The organism is Chromobacterium sp. LK11 (genome assembly GCF_001043705.1).
GTDB classification, from domain to species: domain Bacteria; phylum Pseudomonadota; class Gammaproteobacteria; order Burkholderiales; family Chromobacteriaceae; genus Chromobacterium; species Chromobacterium alkanivorans.
Map to the genome: position 1 here is coordinate 77,619 of NZ_LDUR01000008.1, position 18,548 is coordinate 96,166.

The 18,548-nt window shown below is 64.9% G+C and carries 19 protein-coding genes; 8 read left to right on the forward strand and 11 right to left on the reverse strand.

The genetic code is table 11. The annotated features are described in order from the left end of the window. Positions 1-131 precede the first annotated feature (131 nt). The 3 genes from VK98_RS04355 to VK98_RS04360 form a co-directional block, all read right to left on the reverse strand. Positions 132-1,514: an OprD family outer membrane porin gene (locus VK98_RS04355; protein WP_082158745.1), complete on the reverse strand. Its 1,383-nt coding sequence runs from the start codon at positions 1,512-1,514 to the stop codon at positions 132-134. 65 nt (positions 1,515-1,579) lie between these two features. Then, positions 1,580-1,849, reverse strand: coding sequence for a hypothetical protein (locus VK98_RS23630; protein ID WP_156187761.1), 270 nt, complete (start codon positions 1,847-1,849; stop codon positions 1,580-1,582). A gap of 112 nt (positions 1,850-1,961) precedes the next feature. Continuing rightward, a complete protein-coding gene (locus VK98_RS04360) occupies positions 1,962-3,659 on the reverse strand; it encodes a methyl-accepting chemotaxis protein (RefSeq protein ID WP_048412867.1) in 1,698 nt (565 codons plus the stop codon). A gap of 224 nt (positions 3,660-3,883) precedes the next feature. On the opposite strand from VK98_RS04360, the gene VK98_RS04365 reads away from it, so the two are divergent. The 3 genes from VK98_RS04365 (at position 3,884) to VK98_RS04375 (ending at position 7,026) form a co-directional block, all read left to right on the forward strand. Next, positions 3,884-5,863, forward strand: coding sequence for a U32 family peptidase (locus tag VK98_RS04365; RefSeq protein ID WP_048412868.1), 1,980 nt, complete (start codon positions 3,884-3,886; stop codon positions 5,861-5,863). Between the two features lie 148 nt (positions 5,864-6,011). Beyond that, on the forward strand, positions 6,012-6,419 hold the full coding sequence (locus tag VK98_RS04370; protein ID WP_048412869.1) for a YkgJ family cysteine cluster protein: 408 nt from the start codon (positions 6,012-6,014) through the stop codon (positions 6,417-6,419). Between the two features lie 139 nt (positions 6,420-6,558). Next, positions 6,559-7,026 carry a DMT family transporter gene (locus VK98_RS04375; RefSeq protein WP_048412870.1) on the forward strand — a complete coding sequence of 156 codons (468 nt, stop codon included), beginning with the start codon at positions 6,559-6,561 and terminating at the stop codon, positions 7,024-7,026. A 74-nt stretch (positions 7,027-7,100) separates the two neighbouring features. On the opposite strand, the gene VK98_RS04380 is transcribed toward VK98_RS04375, so the two are convergent. Together VK98_RS04380 and VK98_RS04385 are read right to left on the reverse strand one after the other, a co-directional pair. Then, the gene (locus VK98_RS04380) at positions 7,101-7,580 is read right to left on the reverse strand and encodes a Spy/CpxP family protein refolding chaperone (RefSeq protein ID WP_053077219.1); all 480 of its coding nucleotides are present in this window, start codon (positions 7,578-7,580) and stop codon (positions 7,101-7,103) included. Positions 7,581-7,750: 170 nt separating this feature from the next. Continuing rightward, the gene (locus VK98_RS04385; protein ID WP_053077220.1) at positions 7,751-8,230 is read right to left on the reverse strand and encodes a Spy/CpxP family protein refolding chaperone; all 480 of its coding nucleotides are present in this window, start codon (positions 8,228-8,230) and stop codon (positions 7,751-7,753) included. Between the two features lie 229 nt (positions 8,231-8,459). On the opposite strand from VK98_RS04385, the gene VK98_RS04390 reads away from it, so the two are divergent. The 3 genes from VK98_RS04390 to gstA all read left to right on the forward strand — a co-directional run bounded on the left by VK98_RS04390 (position 8,460) and on the right by gstA (position 11,814). Then, entirely contained in the window at positions 8,460-10,730 is a 2,271-nt protein-coding gene (locus VK98_RS04390) for a TerB family tellurite resistance protein (RefSeq protein WP_048412871.1), read from the forward strand. Between the two features lie 64 nt (positions 10,731-10,794). After that, a complete protein-coding gene (locus VK98_RS04395; RefSeq protein ID WP_048412872.1) occupies positions 10,795-11,079 on the forward strand; it encodes a VF530 family DNA-binding protein in 285 nt (94 codons plus the stop codon). 123 nt (positions 11,080-11,202) lie between these two features. Next, complete coding sequence (gene gstA, locus VK98_RS04400) at positions 11,203-11,814, forward strand: glutathione transferase GstA (protein ID WP_048412873.1); 612 nt, start codon at positions 11,203-11,205, stop codon at positions 11,812-11,814. 83 nt (positions 11,815-11,897) lie between these two features. Here the strand turns inward: gstA and VK98_RS04405 are convergent, their stop codons facing one another. After that, on the reverse strand, positions 11,898-12,437 hold the full coding sequence (locus VK98_RS04405; protein WP_048412874.1) for an NAD(P)H-dependent oxidoreductase: 540 nt from the start codon (positions 12,435-12,437) through the stop codon (positions 11,898-11,900). A gap of 103 nt (positions 12,438-12,540) precedes the next feature. Here VK98_RS04405 and VK98_RS04410 point away from each other — a divergent pair, with 103 nt between their 5' ends. Both VK98_RS04410 and VK98_RS04415 read left to right on the forward strand, forming a co-directional pair. Next, positions 12,541-12,864: a helix-turn-helix domain-containing protein gene (locus VK98_RS04410; protein WP_048412875.1), complete on the forward strand. Its 324-nt coding sequence runs from the start codon at positions 12,541-12,543 to the stop codon at positions 12,862-12,864. A gap of 34 nt (positions 12,865-12,898) precedes the next feature. Further along, entirely contained in the window at positions 12,899-14,806 is a 1,908-nt protein-coding gene (locus VK98_RS04415; RefSeq protein ID WP_048412876.1) for a bifunctional 2',3'-cyclic-nucleotide 2'-phosphodiesterase/3'-nucleotidase, read from the forward strand. A 149-nt stretch (positions 14,807-14,955) separates the two neighbouring features. Here the strand turns inward: VK98_RS04415 and speD are convergent, their stop codons facing one another. The 5 genes from speD to VK98_RS04435 are packed head-to-tail and all read right to left on the reverse strand — an operon-like array spanning position 14,956 to position 18,463. Beyond that, on the reverse strand, positions 14,956-15,351 hold the full coding sequence (gene speD / locus VK98_RS04420; RefSeq protein WP_048412877.1) for an adenosylmethionine decarboxylase: 396 nt from the start codon (positions 15,349-15,351) through the stop codon (positions 14,956-14,958). Beyond that, positions 15,348-15,518, reverse strand: a complete 171-nt coding sequence (locus VK98_RS23635; RefSeq protein WP_156187762.1) for a hypothetical protein — start codon at positions 15,516-15,518, stop codon at positions 15,348-15,350. Before VK98_RS23635 ends, speD begins: the two co-directional genes overlap by 4 nt. Before the next feature lie 5 nt (positions 15,519-15,523). After that, positions 15,524-16,990 (reverse strand): DUF4178 domain-containing protein, encoded by a 1,467-nt coding sequence (locus VK98_RS04425; RefSeq protein WP_048412878.1) that lies wholly within the window; start codon positions 16,988-16,990, stop codon positions 15,524-15,526. Between the two features lie 8 nt (positions 16,991-16,998). Beyond that, positions 16,999-18,021: an SPFH domain-containing protein gene (locus VK98_RS04430; RefSeq protein WP_197082959.1), complete on the reverse strand. Its 1,023-nt coding sequence runs from the start codon at positions 18,019-18,021 to the stop codon at positions 16,999-17,001. Between the two features lie 40 nt (positions 18,022-18,061). Next, entirely contained in the window at positions 18,062-18,463 is a 402-nt protein-coding gene (locus tag VK98_RS04435; protein WP_048412880.1) for a DUF350 domain-containing protein, read from the reverse strand. Positions 18,464-18,548: the final 85 nt, after the last annotated feature.

Consider the following 18,548-nt stretch of genomic DNA (forward strand, 5'->3'; position numbering starts at 1 on the left):
AATGTTATGCTATTTGAATGTCTTGTTGCCGCATTGTGGCATTGAAGTGGTGTCAATGAAAGCGAGACCAGTTCAATGCCAGTGAGCCGGCGGCCGGACGGGGGAGGGAGCGCCCCGGCCGGCCGCGCGGATCAGAAGGTCTTGCTGTAGGAGGCGATCACCTTGACGTCGTTGCGGTCGGATTTGCCGTAGAAGCCGTCGGTGCGCAGCCAGGCCGGGTAGACGCCGATGCTGGCGCCCTTGAACATGCCACTTTGCACGCTGTAGCCGATGCTGAAGTCCACCTCGTGCGCCTTGGTGTCGGTCTTGCCCGGGTTTTTCATCCCGGTGGCGTAGTTGCCGGACAGGCCCACGGTCAGGCCGGGCACGCCCACCTTGGCCAGGTCGTAGTTGACGCCCAGCTTGTAGACGGTGGTGCCGTCCCAGACGAAGTCGTCCAGCTGGCCCCAGGTCTGGATGAAGTTGCGGTTGTCGCTGTTGCCCCACGGCGTCATGCGGAAGTTCAGTTCGCCGGAGTCCGGGGCCTTGGTGTAGCCCAGGCCGCCCATCAGCGTCCAGCCGTTGGTGGCGTAGCTGACGCTGCCGCTGGCGTGGTATTCGCTCTTGGGGTTCTGGATGCCGGAGAGCTGGGTCTGGTACTTGCCGGTGAAGTAGTAGCCGGTGGCGGTCAGCTTGTCGTCGCCGTTGAGCTGCCAGGAATAGGAGCCGGCGATCTGGGCGTTGCGGCGGTAGTCCTTGCCTTCGCCCACGCCCACGTCGACGAAGCCGTTCTTGGGCGCGTAGCGGAAGCCCAGGCTGTTGACGTAATCGACGCGCTTGGCGGCGCTGCCGTTGCTGCGGCCCTGTTCCCAGGAGTTGGTCATGTCGCGAAAGCGGGTGTCCCATTCGTTGCGGAACTGGTCGGCCCAGCCGTAGCCCACTTCGAAGTCGCCGAACTTGTATTTCATTTCCACGCCGCGGTAGGCGTGGGATTGCAGGCCGCCGGAGGTGCCCAGGGTGCCGATGCCTATCGGGGTGTAGCCGGCGCGGGCGGAGAAGCCCTGGCCGTCTTCGTGCTGGCGGAATTTCAGCGCCGCCTGGCTCAGCACCGCGGCGCTCTTGTCCACGCCGCCGGGCTGGGAGCTGTCGTTGACGTCGTGGTTCAGCACTTCCGACCAGCCCTTGCCGCTGTCCAGGCGGATGGCGGCGTGGGCGGCGGCGTCGAAGCCCAGCTTGTTCCAGGCGTAGCCGGAACGGAAGTTCAGGCCCAGGTTGAGCGCGTTGACGGTGATGTCGTCGCGGTTCTTGCCGTTGGGCGGAGCGGGCCAGTCCGCCTGACGGTTGCGGCCGTAGTAGATGGCGCTGACGGTGGTTTCGGACTTGGTGATCAAGTCGTAGACGTCCACCGCTTCGTAGGTGGCCGGCGCGCCCTGGGTGGGCGAGGTGTCGTTGGTCGGAATCGAGTCTTCCGCCGCCATGACGACACAGGGCAGGGCGGTCAACAGCAGTAGGGCAAGCTTGGTCGGCTTAGGCATTTCAGTCACTCCAATCACGTGGCGACACCTCTGTCGGATGTCCTGCGCTAAAACTATCTGGTCTTTTACTGGTTCTCAATTGGTATCTCATTGGTATTGCAAAATAGTTCGTCATATTGTTGCAATGCTGCCATGCACATGGTTTTGTCGGAAATAAGTGCGCCATGACGCCAGATCGCCGCAGAATGCGAATGAAAGGCATCTACTTTTTGTTTTTCCGAACGGGATTTGGAGTGCCAACGAAGGATTGGCTGGGGAAGCCATGCGTTTTCAATCGCGACAGCGGGCGCATGAGCGGAAGATTTTCGCTTATCGACATTGCTGCAATGCAGCATGTGCTTGCGGGGGGCGCCCCCTCCGGCTGGCCCATAGGCCACCGGCCATTGCCAGACTAAAAAAAAGCCTGGCAAGCGCCAGGCCAAGTGCGGAGAGGAGGTAAGCGGCGCTTCAGCTGGCGGCCGCCAGCGAACGGCCGGTTTGCAGCGGCGTTTCTTCGCCCTGGCTTTGGCCGGCCTGCGGCAGAGTGAAATAGTTGATGCTGGATTGCAGCTCGTGCGACATCTGTTCCATCTGGCTGGCGGAGTCCGCGGTCTGGCTGGCGGCGGCGCTGGTCTCCTCGGACATCTGCGCCACTTTCTCCACATTGGCGGCGATGCCGGTGCCGGCGGCCTGCTGTTCGTGCAGGGATACCGAGATCGCGCTCAGCGATTGCTTGACCCTGGCCACCTTGTCGTTGATGCCGGTGATGGCGGCGCGCGCGTCGCTGGCCTGTTGCAGCCCCACTTCCATATGGTCCACGGTGTGGTGGATGTTCTGCACCACGTGGGCGCTGCTATCCAGCATTTCGCGGATGCTGGCGCCTATCTCGGAGGTGGATTGGGCGGTGCGTTCGGACAGCTTGCGCACCTCGTCGGCCACCACGGCGAAGCCGCGGCCCTGTTCGCCGGCGCGCGCGGCCTCGATGGCGGCGTTCAGCGCCAGCAGATTGGTCTGGTCGGCCACGTCGCGTATCACCTGGATCACGTTGGCGATCTGCTGCGAGCGGCTGCTCATCAGATCGGCCTGGTCCTGCGAGGCGCGCGCCATGTCGGCCACGGATTCTATGGTGTGCAGGGTTTGGTCGATGATGGATTCGCCGCGGGTGGCCAGCTCGCCGGTGGAGACGGATTCGGTGGCCACGTCGGTGGTGTTGTCGTCCACCGAGCAGATGCTGACCGACAATTGCTCCACCGAGGCCGACATCGAGGAGGCGGCGCGGGTCTGTTCTTCCGCGCTGGCGGCCACCTGCTCGGCCGCCGCCGCCAGTTCGGTGGCGTTGGCGCTCAGCTGGCTGATGATCTGCTGCATGGCGCGCACCATGCGGATCAGCCCGCTCTGCATCCGCGCCATCGAGGCGATCACGCTGTGCTGGTCGCCGGCCTTGACCTGCAGCCTCTGGCTGAGGTCGCCGTTGGCGATGCGCTCGGTCAGCGCCACCACGTCGCGCGGTTCGCCGCCCAGCTCGGCCATCAGCGAGCGGATGATGATCAGCGACAAGACTGCGCCCAGCGCCACGCCGCAGATCAAGAGAGCGATGGCGACGGCGCGGCTGGCGGCGGCGCGTTCCTGGGCCTTGGCGAATTCTTCCGCCGCCACCCGCAGCTGCAAATCGATCAGCGCGGCGATGCGGTTGGCGATGGGATCGATGGCCGGGTACATTTCCTTGTCCAGGAACAGCTGCATCGCGGCGCGGTCGCCGGACTGGGCCAGGCTTTTGAGCCGGGCCACGCTGGCGTCGGCCTGGCGCATCGCCGTCTCGGCCTGATCGGCCAGGGTTTTTTCCTCGGCGGTCAGATAGGTGGCGCGGTAATCGCCCCATTGTTTCTTCAGCGCCGCCTGCGCGGCGTCGATGCCACCGAGGAAGCCGGCGGCGTCGATGGCGCCGGCATGCAGCTTGTGCGCGCCGTCCACGATGCCCACCGCGTAGCTGTCGGCCACGGTTTTCAGCTGCTTCAGGCAAACCACCCGGTCGTTGTAGGTGGTGGCGAAGTCGTCGAGTATGCCTTTTTGCGCGTGCTGGCCAAACAGGCTGATCAAGACGGTGATGGCCAGCAGGGCCGCGACGAGCGCGCTGAGGCGCTGGGCGATGGTCAAGCGGTTGAACATGACGCTCTCCGAATTGGTTTTTACTTGCATAAAACCGATTTTGACTATTTGGAGGTGTAGTCGCGGCATGTGACGGCGGCATGACTAGGCCGTGATCCTGGGACTTAACTTAAAAGCCGCTGCTGCAAATTTCTACCTATAACTCCATGATTCCGTTATAATTCCGCCCCTTTGCGGCCGCCATCGCCCAGTGCGGCCACCTATACTAAATGTCAGGAAACGCCATGAGCCTGTTGTCGCACCAGATCGAGTTGCTATCGCCCGCCAAGACCGCCGAAATCGGCCGCGAGGCCATTCTGCACGGCGCCGACGCGGTGTACATCGGCGGGCCCAGCTTCGGCGCGCGCCACAACGCCTGCAACAGCGTGGAGGACATCGCCGGCCTGACCGCGTTTGCGCACCGCTACCACGCGCGCATCTTCGCCACGCTCAATACCATCCTGCACGACGCCGAACTGGAGCCGGCGCGCAAGCTGATCTGGCAGTTGTACGACGCCGGCGTGGACGCGCTGATCATCCAGGATATGGGCATCCTGGAACTGGACCTGCCGCCCATCCAGCTGCACGCGTCCACCCAGTGCGACATCCGCACGCCGGAAAAGGCGCGCTTCCTGTCCGACGCCGGCTTCTCCCAGGTGGTGCTGGCGCGCGAGCTGACCATTCCGCTGATCCGCAAGGCGGCGGACGCGGTGGGCGACGCCGCCACCATCGAATACTTCATCCACGGCGCGCTGTGCGTGGCCTTCTCCGGCCAGTGCTACATCAGCCACGCCGACAACGGCCGCAGCGCCAACCGCGGCGACTGCTCGCAAGCCTGTAGGCTGCCGTACACGCTGACCGACAAGGACGGCGGCGTGGTGGCCTTCGACAAGCATTTGCTGTCGATGAAGGACAACAACCAGAGCGCCAACCTGGAGGCGCTGCTGGACGCCGGCGTGCGCTCGCTGAAGATAGAGGGCCGTTACAAGGACGTGTCCTATGTGAAGAACATCACCGCCCATTACCGGCTGCTGCTGGACGAGATCATCGAACGGCGGCCGGAGCTGGCGCGCGCCTCCAGCGGCGACAGCGAGATATTCTTCGCGCCGGACCCGGACAAGACCTTCCATCGCGGCGGCACCGATTACTTCGCCACCGGTCGCAAGATCGACATCGGCGCTTTCGATTCGCCCAAATTCGTCGGCGTCGGCCTGGGCGTGGTCAGCAAGGTGGGGCCGGACTGGCTGGAGATCGCCAGCCGCGAAACCATGAGCAACGGCGACGGCATCAATTTCATGAAGAAGCGCGAAGTGGTGGGGGTGCAGGCCAACACCGTGCAGCAAGTGGGCAAGACCGCGGACGGCGAACTGCTGTGGCGGGTGTTCCCCAACGACGCCTCGGTGCTGGCCGGGCTCAAGCCGGGCGTGGACATCAGCCGCAACCGCGACCACGCCTGGGAACTGGCGCTGCTGAAGAAGTCCGCCGAACGCAAGGTGGGGGTGTGGATGACGCTGGCCGAAACCGCCGACGGCCTGGAGCTGAGCGTCACCGACGAGGACGGCGTCAGCGCCTCCGCCTGTAGCCCGCTGGCGCTAGAGCCGGCCAAGGACGCCGACAAGGCGCTGGCCGGCCTGCGCGACAATCTGGGCAAGCTGGGCAACACCATGTTCGTCGCCCACGACGTGACGCTGCAGCTGTCGCAGCCGTGGTTCGCGCCGGCCTCGGCGATCAACGCGCTGCGCCGCGACGCCATCGCCCGGCTGGAGGCCGCGCGCTTGCAGGCCTGGCCGCGCCAGCCGCGCAAGGCGGCGCTGGAGCCGCCGGTGCCGTATCCGGAAAAGACGCTGAGCTATCTGGCCAATGTCTACAACAATCTGGCCTGGCAGTTCTACCGCAAGCACGGGGTGGAGCTCATCGACGCCGCCTACGAGGCGCATCAGGAAGAGGGCGAGGTCAGCCTGATGATCACCAAGCATTGCCTGCGCTTCTCCTTCAATCTGTGTCCGAAGCAGGCCAAGGGCGTGAAGGGGGTGATGGGCCAGGTGCGCGCCGATCCGATGACGCTGAAGTCCGGCAATGAAACCTACACGCTGAAGTTCGAATGCCGGCCCTGCGAGATGCATGTGATGGGCAAGATGAAAAAGCACATCCTGAAGGCGGCGCCGCCGAGCGAGGTGCCCTACACCGCGCCCTTGACCTTCTTCAAGCAGCGTCCGCAGTCTTGAGCGCTGGCTTGCCGGTCTGAAACGACCGGCGCGTCGATTGCTGCGGCGACGGGGAGGCGCGTAAAATGCGCCTCTTTCCTTTTTTCCTATCCGGAACAATCCTTTAATAAATGATCGCCGGCCACGCCGGCAGCACGGGGAATCAAACGTGGCCGACATCGAGCGCCTGGACACCTGGGTCAAATACAAGAACGGTTTGTGCGACGACTGCATGGGCAGCTGCTGCTCCATGCCGGTGGAAGTGCGGCTGCCGGATCTGGTGCGCATGGGCGTGGTGGACGAGTTCGAGCTGGAAGAACCGATCAAGAACATCGCCAAGCGGCTGGAAAAGCAGCGGCTGATCCAGCACTTCAATTTCAAGCGCGAGCTGTTTACGCTGGCGCGGCGCGCCAACGGCGACTGCATGCACCTGGATCAGAAAACCCGCTTGTGCGCCATTTACGAGCGGCGTCCCAATACTTGCCGCAACCATCCCAAGGTGGGCCCCAAGCCCGGTTTCTGCGCCTATACCCGCAATCCGCAGAAGATCGTCTTCCATCGCAACACCGCGGCGTGAACGCGGTTTCACGTGAAACCCCCTAAGAAGCTGTTTACGATCTGCTACGCGTCGCGAGACGTGACACGGCGAGTACGCCTTGTCTCGCTCTGGCTCGCGAGATCGTAAACATGCTCTTAATTGATTCGACAGGATAGTGATGAACCCAATCTACCCCTTGTTCGCCTTCGCCATCGGCGTGGTGGTGCCCTTGCAGGCCGCCATCAACAACCAGCTCAAGGGCGTGCTGGGCAACAGCACGCTGCTGGCGGCGCTGGTGTCGTTTTCGGTGGGCAGCGCGTGTCTGGCCGGGCTGGCCGTCGCCACCGGCCAGAAATGGCAGGACCTGGCGGCGCTCGGCCGGGTGGAGTGGTGGATGTTGCTGGGCGGCGCGATGGGGGCGATGTTCGTGTTCGGCACCACCTTGCTGGCGCCGCGGCTGGGCGTGGCGGCGATGCTGTCGCTGGTGATCGCCGGCCAGGTGTGCGTGTCGCTGTTGTTCGACCGTTTCGGCTGGCTGGCGATGCCGCTGCGCGAGGTGAGCCTGCCGCGGCTGCTGGGCGCGGCGCTGGTGGTGGGCGGCGTGCTGCTGGTCAACTTCGGCGACAAGTGGTTTGGGCGCGCTTGAGCGCCACTCGCCTCGTCAACAAGCAAAAAACGGCAGCCTGAAGCTGCCGTTTTTTGTTGCCGAGCGCATCGCGCTTATTGGGGCTGAGGTTTGGCCATCGAGCCCATGCGGCCCTTGTGGCCCATCTGGCCATGCCACTGGTCCATCACCTTCTTCTGCTCCGGCGTCAGTTGGCCGTAGAAGGTTTTCAGCGCGTCCAGGCGTTTCTGCATCGCGTCCTGATGTTGTTTCATCATGTCCAGCATCCGCTCCATGCGTTGCGGCGCGGTTTCGCCGGCTTGCGGCTTGGGCGGCATCGCCCGCTCGCCCGGCTTCATCGAGGCGGCGAAGGTTTTCCAGGCGGCTTCCTGATTCGCCTGCAGCTTCAGTTGATCGTGCAGCCCCTGCAGATGGCGGGCGGCCATGGCTTCGCGCTGGGCCGGGTCCATGTGGCGGCCTTTTTCCATCATCGGCATCGGGCTATGCAGCGGGGCTTCGCCGGCGGCCAGCGCGGAACCGGCGACGCCGGCGGCGAGCAGGCCGGCGATCAGCAGAGGCTTGAACAGCTTGGTCATGATTGAGGACTCCTACAAGGGTTGATCATGCAGGCAGTATTGGCCACGGATGTCTGGCAAGTGTTGCTGGCCGGGCGGGGGTTGTTACCGAATGTTAACCGGGCCGGCCAACTTAGCAGCTTGCAACAATGCGCGGGGAGGAGGGACGGGCGCGGGTAGGGAGGCGCTGCTCAGTTGTGCGGCTCGTTGCCCTGGCCGGCCTGCAGCTTGCGCATCGGCCCCTGGCCCCGGCCGCCCATCAGCGGGGGGCTGTCCTGGTCCATGATTTTTTGCTGCTCGGGCGTGAGCTGGCCGTAGAAGGATTTGAGCGCTTCCAAGCGTTTTTGCAGGTTGAGCAGGTGGCGCTGCGCCATCAGCACGCGCTGTTCCATGCGTTCCGGCGCGGTGGACGCGTTCTCGCAAGGCGGCATCGGGCCGGGGCGGGTGGCGCTGGCGAAGGCCAGCCAGGCGGCTTCCTGCGCCGGCTGGATCTTGAGCTTGTCGTGCAGCGCCTTCTGGTGCTGGGCGATGAAGGCGTCGCGTTTGGCCGGGTCTATCTTCCACGGCCGGCCGGCGAAATTGCCCATCGGCGGGCAAGCCGGCTCCGGCGGCGCGGCCAGAGCGGCGCCGGCGACAAGGCTGGCGAGTATAAAGGGTATCTGCGGTTTCATAGGTGGGCCATTCCATCAATGGCTGCGATGCGGGCGAGCGGCATCGGCAGGATTACACCATTATTCTGGATGGCGACTGTCAATTAAGTATGAGTTGGCCAAAATCAATTGTTACCAAATGTAAAGCCCGCCGGCAAGCGATTTGACTGCGGGCTTTTTCCCGATCGGCGCGGGGATTTGAACTAGAGTGAAATGCGGCATTTCCTTATCGTCGCGGGAGCGTTTTCGCATGAGCCTGCCTGATTCTTCATTTCCCTGGTTCTCCGCGCTGGGCGCGGGCGGTTTGAACGGCGCCTTGGTGGAGTATTGGATAGACGCCTGGCAGCGTTCGGTGCTGTATTGCGACATCCTGCGGCAGCGCGGCGACACTTATCTGGAACATGCCGCCTCCGGCCATCCGCCGGTGCTGGTGTTCGATTACGACATCATCGTCGACGGCCGCGAACTGGAGCAACCGGTCAATTACGCGCTGTCGGCGATCCGCCCGCCGGACGGCTGCCCGAAGCCGGACCCGGCCAAGCGGCCCTTCGTGGTGATAGATCCGCGCGCCGGCCACGGCCCGGGCATAGGCGGCTTCAAGATGGACAGCGAGATCGGCATCGCGCTGCGTCAGGGCCACCCGTGCTATTTCGTGATGTTCTTCCCGGTGCCGGAGCCCAAGCAGACGATTGAATGCGTGTGGCGCGCCGAGAAGATCTTTCTGCAAAAGGTGAACCAGCTGCATCCGCACAGCGCCGGCAAGCCCTTCGTCATCGGCAACTGCCAGGGCGGCTGGGCGCTGGCGATGCTGGCGGCCACCGCGCCGGAGCTGGTGGGCCCCATCCTGCTGGCCGGTTCGCCGCTGTCCTATTGGGCCGGCGTGGCCGGCAAGAATCCGATGCGTTATTCCGGCGGCCTCTACGGCGGCACCTGGATGGCCTCGCTGGCCGGCGACCTGGGCCACGGCCAGTTCGACGGCGCCAACCTGGTCAGCAATTTCGAGCAGCTGGACCCGGCCAACACCTACTGGAAAAAGCCTTACACCTTGTACGCCAAGGTGGACAGCGAGCGCGAGCGCTTTCTGGAGTTCGAGCGCTGGTGGGGCGGCCATTACTTGCTGAACAAGGCGGAGATGGAGTGGATCACCCAGAACCTGTTCGTCGGCAACCGGTTGAGCCACGGCGAGGTGACGCTGGAGCAGGGGCGGCAGGCGGTGGACCTGCGCAATATCCGCTCGCCCATCGTGGTGTTCGCCTCCTGGGGCGACAACATCACTCCGCCGCAGCAGGCCTTGTTCTGGATCGCCGATTTGTACCACAGCGTGGAGGACATCCGCGTCAACGAACAGACCATCGTCTACTGCTTGCACGAGCAGGTCGGCCATCTGGGCATCTTCGTGTCCGCCGGCGTGGCCAACAAGGAGCACAGCGAGCTGGCCAGCGCGCTGGACCTGATCGATGTGCTGCCGCCCGGCCTGTACGAGGCCATCATCACCGACACCCACCCGGAAATGGCCGGGCTGGAATATCTGCAAGGGCGCTATGTGATCCGCTTCGAGCCGCGCGACATCGACGACATCCTGGCGCTGGGCGACGGCCGCCAGGGCGAGGCCGCCTTCGAAGTGGTGCGCCGGGTGGGCGAGGTCAACCAGCAGCTTTACGATACCTTCGTCTCGCCGTGGCTGCGCCTGTACGGCAACGAGCACACCGCGCGCTGGCTGCGCGAAATGCACCCGTCGCGATGGGAGCGGCGCTGGTTTTCCAGCCGCAACCCCTGGCTGGCCGGGCTGCGGCAATGGGCGGAGCAGGTGCGCGACGAACGGCGGCCGGCGGCGGAGGACAACCCGTTCTGGCAATGGCAGCAAAGCTACGCGCGCATGATGGAGACCGCGCTGGACGGCTGGCGCGACGGCCGTGACGCCTGGCAGGAACTGAGCTTCCGCGCCTTGTTCGAGTCGCCTTGGAGCGCGGCGCTGACCGGTTTGAAGCCGCAGCGCGAATACGGGGTGCGCAAGGCGGACGGCAGCTGGGAGCGCAGCGAGATGCTGCGGCTCAAGCGCCAGGAGCTGGAGGCGCATTACGCCGAAGGCGGGCCGGTGGACGGCTTTTTGCGCTTGTTGATCTATGTCGCCATCGGCAACGGCGTGGTGGACGTGCGGCCGTTCAACGCCATTCGCCGGGTGATGCAGGAAACCGCCTTGGGCGAGGATTTGACGCTGGAGCAGTTCAAGCAGGCGGTGCGGCGCCAGACCTGGCTGGTGCGCAACGACGAGAAGCGCGCGCTGGCCACGCTGGAGCATTTGCTGCCCACCGAGGAGCAGCGTCAGTTCTCGCTGGAGCTGGCGATTCTGCTGCTGCAGGCGGCGGGCCCCATCAGCGGCGAGAAGCAGCAACGCCTGGGCCGGCTGGCGCTGGCGATGGGCTTGGCGCAGCGGCACGGCGCGCCTTCCGCTGCGCCGGCGCCGGCCAAGCCCGCGTCCCAGCGCGCGCCGCGGCAACGCAAGCCCAAGCCGGCCGCGTGAGGACGGCTTTGCGGCGCGGCGGGCGCAAGGTACACTGCGCCCGCCCAAGCCAGAAAACACGACCATGAGCGCACCGCAACCCAACAATCCCACCCACGGCGTCACGCTGGAGCAGATGCTGAATCAGCTGGTCGGCCATTACGGCTGGCCGGAACTGGGTCGGCGCATCCAGATCCGCTGCTTCAATCACGATCCCAGCGTCAAATCCAGCCTGGCTTTCCTGCGCCGCACCCCGTGGGCGCGCCAGCAGGTGGAGGACTTGTTCGTGGCGCTGAAGAGCCGGCCGCAGGCGCCCGCCGGCGCCGGTCCGGACAAGCGGCCGCGCTTGTTCGCCAAGAAGTCGCCCTGAGCGCCCGCCGGCCAACGGCCCTGCTGAGCGCAGGGTTGCAACTGTCATCGATTTGGATCAGGCTGTCCGGGTTTTCCGCATTCCTGTGCTTTGTCCCGAGACATCCTGAACTGGAGAAAAGCGATGAAACTGTATTTTTCCCCCGGCGCGTGCTCGCTGTCCCCGCATATCGTGCTGTTCGCCAGCGGCCTGCCCTTCGACACCGAAAAGGTCAACCTCAAGGTTCAGCCGCATCTGACCGCCGGCGGGGTGGACTTCTCCACCATCAATCCGCGCGGCTATGTGCCGGCCTTGCAGCTGGACAACGGCGAATTGCTGACCGAGGGCGTGGCCATCGTGCAATACCTGGCGGACCAGGTGCCGGCCAAGCAGCTGGCGCCGGCCAACGGCACGCTGGAGCGCTACCGGCTGCAAGAATGGCTGAACTATATCTCCACCGAGGTGCACAAGGGCTTCTCGCCGCTGTTCTATCCCAATAGCGACGAGCTCAAGCAGCAGACCTGGGACAAGCTGACGAGCCGGCTGGCGCTGGCGGAGCAGCAGCTGGCGAAAACGCCTTATCTGCTGGGCGAGCGTTTCAGCGTGGCCGACGCCTATCTGTTCACTTGCCTGAACTGGGCGCAGTTCGTTCAGCGTTCGCTGGGCGATTTCCCGGCGCTGATCGATTTCCAGAAGCGCGTGGCGGCGCTGCCCTTCGTACAGCAGGCGCTGAAGGCGGAAGGCTTGCTGGAATAATTCCAACTGGAACAGGAATACGTTCGCCGTTCCAGACAAGATCATGCCCGGCTCCGGCCGGGCATTTTTCATGGCGGGTGGATTTATACTGCCTCGGCCTGCAGGTGCCGCAGATAAGCATCCGCGCTGGCCTCGATCTCGGCGTCGCTCAGATCGTGCTCGGCGCCGTGCAGCGCGAAGCCGGGCAGCCACTCGGCGCGGAGGTAGCGGCAGGTCAGCTCGAACGGCCGCAGCACTTCCTCCATCCGGTACAGATAGCGGCCGTCGGGCGCGAAGTCCAGCTCGCGGATGCCGGTGGACACCGCCACGCTGATGCGCTTGTCCCGCATGCGCCAGTCTTCCGGCCACGCGCCGATGGCGAAGCCCTCGTCCAGCACTTGGTCCAGCCACGTCTTCAACAAGGGCGGCGAACTGAACCAGTACAGCGGAAACTGCAGCACGATGCGCTGGTGGCGGTTCAAGAGCGCCTGTTCTCGCGCCACGTCGATGTTTCCGTCCGGGTAGGCCTGGTACAGCGCGTGCACGGTATAGCGCTCCGGATGCTGGCTCAACGCGGCCATCCAGCGGCGGTTGATTCGGGATTGCTCGAGATCGGGGTGGGCAACGATGATCAGGGTTTTCATGGTGCTTCCTGTAAAATGGGTACGGCCATGCTATCAATTGATCAAGTTGTTGATAAGTATGCACTTTTTTGTTTCATAAGCACCAAAAGGTAACTGTGCCCGCATGAGCGAACTGAATTTTCCCATCGACGCCACCATGCGGCTGGTGGGCGGCAAATGGAAGTGCGCGATCCTGTGCCACTTGTCCGAGGACAGCCGGCGCACCGGCGAACTGCGCCGCTTGCTGGGCGGGGTGTCGCAGAAAGTGCTGACCGAGCAGCTGCGCGAACTGGAGCGCGACGGCCTGATCGCGCGCACGGTGTACGCCGAGGTGCCGCCGCGGGTGGACTACCGGCTGACCGAGCTGGGCGACACGCTGCGGCCGGTGATAGACGCGATGTGCGCCTGGGGCGCTTTCTATCTGGAGCGGCCGACGGCGGGCGTATAATGCGGGCGCGATAAAACCAGAAAAGGGCTGTTCCGTGAAACTTGCGCCTCTCCTCGTCTCCTCCCTGCTGGCCGCGACGGCCGTCAACGGCTGGGCCGCCCCGCTGAAACTGCGGGTGCTGGAAACCTCAGACGTGCACATGAACCTGCTGGACTACGACTACTACCAGGACAAGCTGACACAGGACTTCGGCCTGGCGCGCGCGGCGACGCTGATCCGCGCGGCGCGGCAAGAGGCGCCCAACAGCCTGCTGATAGACAACGGCGACCTGTTGCAGGGCAACCCGCTGGGCGATCTGGTGGCCAAGATTCAGCCGCTGCGCGCCGGCGAGGTTCATCCCGCCTACAAAGTGCTCAACTGGCTGCGCTACGACGCCGGCAATATCGGCAACCACGAATTCAATTACGGCTTGCCCTTTCTTGACCAGGCGCTGAAAACCGCGGCCTTCCCCTACGTCAACGCCAATGTGGTGGACGCCAAGACCGGCCGGCCGTATTTCCAGCCTTATGCGCTGCTCAAGCGCGAATTCAAGGACGAGGACGGCCAGCCGCAGACGCTGAACATCGGCGTGATCGGCTTTGTGCCGCCGCAGATCATGCAGTGGGACAAGGCCAATCTGCAGGGCAAGGTGGAAGTGCGGGACATCGTCGACACCGCGCGCCGCTACCTGCCCGAGCTCAAGCAGAAGGGCGCCGACATCGTGATCGCGGTGCCGCACTCCGGTTTCGAAAAAGGCGAGAGCGCGCGCTTCGCCGAGAACTCGGTGGCCGGGCTGGCCGAGGTGGCCGGCATCGACGCCATCCTGTTCGGCCACGCCCACGCCGAATTCCCGTCCGCCGCCTTCGCCGGCTATCCCAAGGTGGACCTGGCCGCCGGCACCATCAACGGCGTGCCGGCGGTGATGCCGGGCCGCTGGGGCGACCATATCGGCGTGGTGGACCTGATGCTGGAGCGCGGCGACGGCGGCTGGAAGGTGAGCGGCAAGCAGGCCGGCCTGCGCGCCATCTACGACAAGAAAGCCAAGCGGCCCCTGGCCGAGGCCGAGCCCAAGGTGGCCGAGCTGATCGCCGCCGAGCATCGCCGGACGCTGGACTATGTGCGCGGCAAGGTGGCGGAAACCCGCGCGCCGATCTACAGCTACTTCGCCCAGGCGGCGGATGACCCGTCGGTGCAGATCGTGGCCGAGGCCCAGGCCTGGTATGTGAGGAACGCGGTCAAGGGCACCGAGTACGAAGGCTTGCCGGTGCTGTCCGCCGCCGCGCCGTTCAAGGCCGGCGGCCGCCAGGGCTGGAATTACTACACCGACATCCCGGCCGGCCCGCTGGCGATTCGCAACCTGGCCGATCTCTACATCTATCCCAATACGCTGAAGGCGGTGAAGGTCAGTGGCCGCGAAGTGCGCGAATGGCTGGAAATGTCGGCCGGGCAGTTTCTGCGCATCGATCCCAAGGGGCCGAAGACCCAGCCGCTGCTGAACCCGGAATTCCGCTCCTACAACTTCGACAGCATCGCCGGCGTCAGCTATGAGATCGACGTCAGCCAGCCGGCGCGCTACGACGCCGACGGCAAGCTGGCGGCGCCGGACAGCCATCGCATCGTCAAGCTGAGCTACCAGGGCAAGCCGATAGACGAGAACGCCAGCTTCCTGGTGGCCACCAACAACTACCGCGCCTCCGGCGGCGGCCATTTCCCCTGCATCGACGCCAGCCGCGTGGTGGTGGATTCGCCGGACGAGAACCGCGCGGCGGTGGCGGCCTATCTGGCCGAGCGCAAGGTGGTGGATCCGGCGGCCAAGCCGGCCTGGCGCATTCAGCCGGTGACCGGCGTCGCCATGCGCTTCGACACCGGCGGCGGCGCGTTGCGCTATCTGGCGCGCCAGCCGCAGTTCCGCCTGGCGGCGGAGCATGGCGATGGTTCGGTGAGCCTGGAATTGGTGGAGTAGGTGTCGTTAGAACCTGTTCAAAGTCTCGCGAGCAAGGGCGAGACAAGGCGAAAACGAGCGAAAAAGCGGAATGTACAAGTGGTACATGAGCATTTTGAGCTGGTTTTTAACGCCGTATCGCTGAAGCACAGCAGACTTTGGACAGGTTCTTAAAGCCCCTCTCCCCTTGCGGGAGAGGGCTTGGGGAGAGGGGAAGGAAGGTCGCCGCGACGATGCAGCTGGCTGCGCACCTCGGCCGGCTGCAGCGCCTCGCGCAGCCGCGCCAGCGCGGCGTCGATGCGGGCCTGGCCGCACATGAACAGGTCCAGCGCGGCGTAGCCGTGTTCCGGCCAGGTGTGGATGCTGAGGTGGGACTCCATCAGCAACAGGATGCCGGTGACGCCCTGGGCCTCGCCGAAGTGGTGAACATGGCCGGCCAGCACGGTGGCGCCGGCGGCCTGCGCCGCCCGGCGCAGCGCCTGCTCCACCTGGGCCGGATCGCTGAGGCGCTGCGGCGGACAGCCGTGAAAATCCGCCAGCAGGTGCCGGCCGATCGCCGTTTTCATTTATGTCCGCCGCCGCCGCTGCCCCAGCCGGAAGAGCCGCCGCCACTGCCGCTGCTCCAGCTGCGCGAACCGGTGCCGCGGCTAGAGCTGTCCATATTGGAGAAATTGATCATGGTGGTGATTACGATCACCAGCAGGCAAAAGGCTTTATAGAGTCCTGGCGACATCGCGTTCAGTCCTTCTGCTTGAGCGGTATCGCCAGCACGCAGCAGGCGAAGAAGCAGATCAGCAGTCCATCGCCGATATCCTGGCTCAGCAAGGCCAGCGGCAGGTTGATCAATAACAGCACCAGGCCGAATTTGACGGCGATGGCCTTCAAGTCCCCGCCGTCGTCCTCCGCGGCGAAGAATCCCGGTTCAATTGGGGTTGGGCTGCCGAACCAGCGGCCGACCTCGACCGAGGTGGCCAGGCTGCTGCAGCTCCAGTTCAGTTCCTGCGCCGACAGCTCGCGCGACAAGCGCTTTTGCCCGCCCGAGATCTGGTATTCGCTGAGCAGCACTTGGTCGCCCAGTTGGGCGCGCCAGGGGAAGGCGCCGGCGGCGTAGACGATGTGGGCGGCGTAGTCGGGATAGGCGCGCTGATAGGCCTTGTTGCCCAGCATCGCGTAGTCGGCGCGCAGGCTGTCCACCCACACGTCCATCAACTCGCCGATGAACCAGCCGTCGCCGCTTTCCACCAGCCAGCGGAAACCCTTGTCCACGTTGTAGAGCAGGTATTCGCACCAGCGGCTGTCGGCGTCTTCTTCCTCGGCCCACACCAGCGCGCCGGTCAGCGTCCATGGCAATTTATCGATGGTGGCGGTCTTGCCCAGTTCCAGCGTCAGCGGCGTGTCCAGCCGCTGTTGCGCGGCGCTCAGCGCCAGCGCCTGGTCGCCGCTGGCGTCCACCTGGGTGTGGCAGTGGCCGCAGATCAGCTGGGTGGCGGTGCCGGCGCGGTAGCTCAGCGGCGCGGCGCAGGACGGACACTCCAGCGAGGCGACGCTGCCCTTCAGCTTGCCGGTGGCCTCTTCTATCATCCGCGCGTCGCGCAGCCGCTCCATGCGCAGCTGCGGCAGGGTGACGGCGTTGCCGAGGAAAAGCTGAGGCTTTTGCGGGTTGTCGGAGTAGTCCAGCGTCAGGAATTGCGCCTGCCGGCGCGCGTCCACCACCTTGGCCTGCCAGCCGGCGCCCACCTGGAACGGCAGCTCGCCCTCGCCGGCGGTGCATTCGGCGGCGCGCACGTCGGACACCACGAAGTCGACCTTGTCGTGGCGGAAGGCGGCGCCGGGGCGTTGCTGCTCGAATCCGGCCGCCTGCGGCGCAGCGCCGACGGCCAGCGTCAGCGTGTACTGGCCGACGCTTTCCGACAGCCAGCCGTCGCCGCCGTCGTCGAACAGCAGATACCACTCGTTCCACAGCCCGGCGTCGTAGCGCAGCTGGATGCGGCCAACGACGCTGAAGCCGCGGCCCATGTATTGGCCGCAGCTGGTGATTTGCAGCGGCGAGTAATCATTGAGCAGCGCCGCCATCTTGCCGATGTCGCGCACGCTGTCCGCGCTGCGCAGCAGGGTGCTCTGACAATAGGCGCACACCGCCATGGCAGAGGCTTCGGACTTGAACTCGACATCGGCGCCGCAAGAGGGGCAGGCAATACGGTACATGCGCTAGCTTAGCCCACCAGTTTCTTCAGCACGTCGGCCTTGGCCGCGTCGTAATCGGCCTGGGTGATCAGGCCCTGGTCCAGCAAGCCTTTGAGCTGGGCCAGCTTGGCTTGCGGATTGTCCGCCGCCGGCGCGGCGGCCGGGGCTGCTGGCGCGCCGGGCGCGGCCTCCGGCTGCACCGCCTGTTGCATGGCCTGGCCCATCAGCTGGCCGACGCCTACGCCGGCCGCCAAACCGGCGCCCAGGCCGGCGATGCCGCCCTCGTTCTGCGCCGCCAGCGGAATGCTTTCCGCCGCCTGATAGCGGGTGTACTGGTTGAGATCGCCGGCCATGCCCATGGCGATGCGCTTGTCTATGGCTTTTTGCAGTTCTTCCGGCAGCGAGATGTTCTCTACCGCGAAGCTGTCCAGTTCCAGGCCCAGGCGCTGGAAGACCGGGAGCAGCGCTTCGCGGATCTTGTCCGCCATCAGGCCCTGGTTGCCGGCCATGTCGAGGAAGGGCACGCCGCTGCCGCCCAGCACGCTGCTCATGGTGGCCACCACCTGATTGCGCAGTTGCAGTTCCAGATCGTCGCGGCTGTAGCTGTCGCGGGTGCCGCTGACCTCGGTGAAGAACAGGCGCGGATCGGCCACGCGGTAGGAATAGACGCCGAAGGCGCGCAGCCGCACCATGCCGAAGTCCTTGTCGCGTATGGTCACCGGTTGGGCGGTACCCCATTTGCGGCCCAGCTGCAGCCGGGTGCTGAAGAAGTGCACGTCGGACTTGAAGGGGGATTCGAACAGCTTGTCCCAGTTCTTCAGATAGGTCAGCACCGGCAGGGTCTGGGTGGTCAGCTTGTACATGCCGGGTTCGAACACGTCGGCGATCTTGCCTTCGTTGATGAACACCGCCGCCTGCGACTCGCGCACCGTCAGGCTGCCGCCGTACTGGATCTCGTTGTCCTGCATCGGATAGCGCCAGGCCAGCACGCCGTCTTCCTGCTCCTGCCATTCCAGGATGTCGATGAACTGCTTCTTGATGAAAGACATCAGGCTCATAGTGTCTGCTCCAATTGAAAAGGCGCGGCCGGGTTCAGGACAGGCTGCCGGCGTTGATCAGTCCCACCGCCAGGTGGATGGAACCGGCCAGGATGCCCATCGCCAGATTATTGTCTACCAGCGCGCGGCTCAGGTCCTTCAGACAGCGCGCCACCACCATGTGGACGAGGATCTGCACCAGCATGGCCAGCAGCGCCCACAGCATGAAGCTGTTCCAGTTGTTCAGGTGCCAGGCGCTGGAGGCCAGCGTCAGCGAGAAGCCCAGCAGAGCGCCGGCGAAGGAGACGGCGGCGGCGTGGCCGTGGTCGCGGATCAGCTTCAATTCGTCTATCGGCGTGATCCAGCAATAGATCACCGCGAACAGCGCCAGCAGCGCGAGGCCGCTGCCCATATAAGTCAGGTAGGCGAGCAGGGCGGGCAGGAAGGCGGCAATCATGGTCGGGCGTCCTTTGCAGAGGCGGGGTGCGCGCGGCGCTTGGCCGTGGGCTGGGGCATAATGGCGGCTATTTTACCCACAATGA

What these genes read in the sequence shown, in the direction of transcription:
- VK98_RS04410 (WP_048412875.1), top strand. Translation starts at nt 12,541, where the DNA reads ATGAGCGAACTGAATTTTCCCATCGACGCCACCATGCGGCTGGTGGGC.
- VK98_RS04380 (WP_053077219.1), bottom strand. Translation starts at nt 7,580, where the DNA reads ATGACCAAGCTGTTCAAGCCTCTGCTGATCGCCGGCCTGCTCGCCGCC.
- VK98_RS04405 (WP_048412874.1), bottom strand. Translation starts at nt 12,437, where the DNA reads ATGAAAACCCTGATCATCGTTGCCCACCCCGATCTCGAGCAATCCCGA.
- VK98_RS04355 (WP_082158745.1), bottom strand. Translation starts at nt 1,514, where the DNA reads ATGCCTAAGCCGACCAAGCTTGCCCTACTGCTGTTGACCGCCCTGCCC.
- VK98_RS04385 (WP_053077220.1), bottom strand. Translation starts at nt 8,230, where the DNA reads ATGAAACCGCAGATACCCTTTATACTCGCCAGCCTTGTCGCCGGCGCC.
- VK98_RS04365 (WP_048412868.1), top strand. Translation starts at nt 3,884, where the DNA reads ATGAGCCTGTTGTCGCACCAGATCGAGTTGCTATCGCCCGCCAAGACC.
- VK98_RS04425 (WP_048412878.1), bottom strand. Translation starts at nt 16,990, where the DNA reads ATGTACCGTATTGCCTGCCCCTCTTGCGGCGCCGATGTCGAGTTCAAG.
- speD (WP_048412877.1), bottom strand. Translation starts at nt 15,351, where the DNA reads ATGAAAACGGCGATCGGCCGGCACCTGCTGGCGGATTTTCACGGCTGT.
- VK98_RS04360 (WP_048412867.1), bottom strand. Translation starts at nt 3,659, where the DNA reads ATGTTCAACCGCTTGACCATCGCCCAGCGCCTCAGCGCGCTCGTCGCG.
- VK98_RS23635 (WP_156187762.1), bottom strand. Translation starts at nt 15,518, where the DNA reads ATGTCGCCAGGACTCTATAAAGCCTTTTGCCTGCTGGTGATCGTAATC.
- VK98_RS04395 (WP_048412872.1), top strand. Translation starts at nt 10,795, where the DNA reads ATGAGCGCACCGCAACCCAACAATCCCACCCACGGCGTCACGCTGGAG.
- VK98_RS04375 (WP_048412870.1), top strand. Translation starts at nt 6,559, where the DNA reads ATGAACCCAATCTACCCCTTGTTCGCCTTCGCCATCGGCGTGGTGGTG.
- gstA (WP_048412873.1), top strand. Translation starts at nt 11,203, where the DNA reads ATGAAACTGTATTTTTCCCCCGGCGCGTGCTCGCTGTCCCCGCATATC.
- VK98_RS04435 (WP_048412880.1), bottom strand. Translation starts at nt 18,463, where the DNA reads ATGATTGCCGCCTTCCTGCCCGCCCTGCTCGCCTACCTGACTTATATG.
- VK98_RS04390 (WP_048412871.1), top strand. Translation starts at nt 8,460, where the DNA reads ATGAGCCTGCCTGATTCTTCATTTCCCTGGTTCTCCGCGCTGGGCGCG.
- VK98_RS23630 (WP_156187761.1), bottom strand. Translation starts at nt 1,849, where the DNA reads ATGCTGCATTGCAGCAATGTCGATAAGCGAAAATCTTCCGCTCATGCG.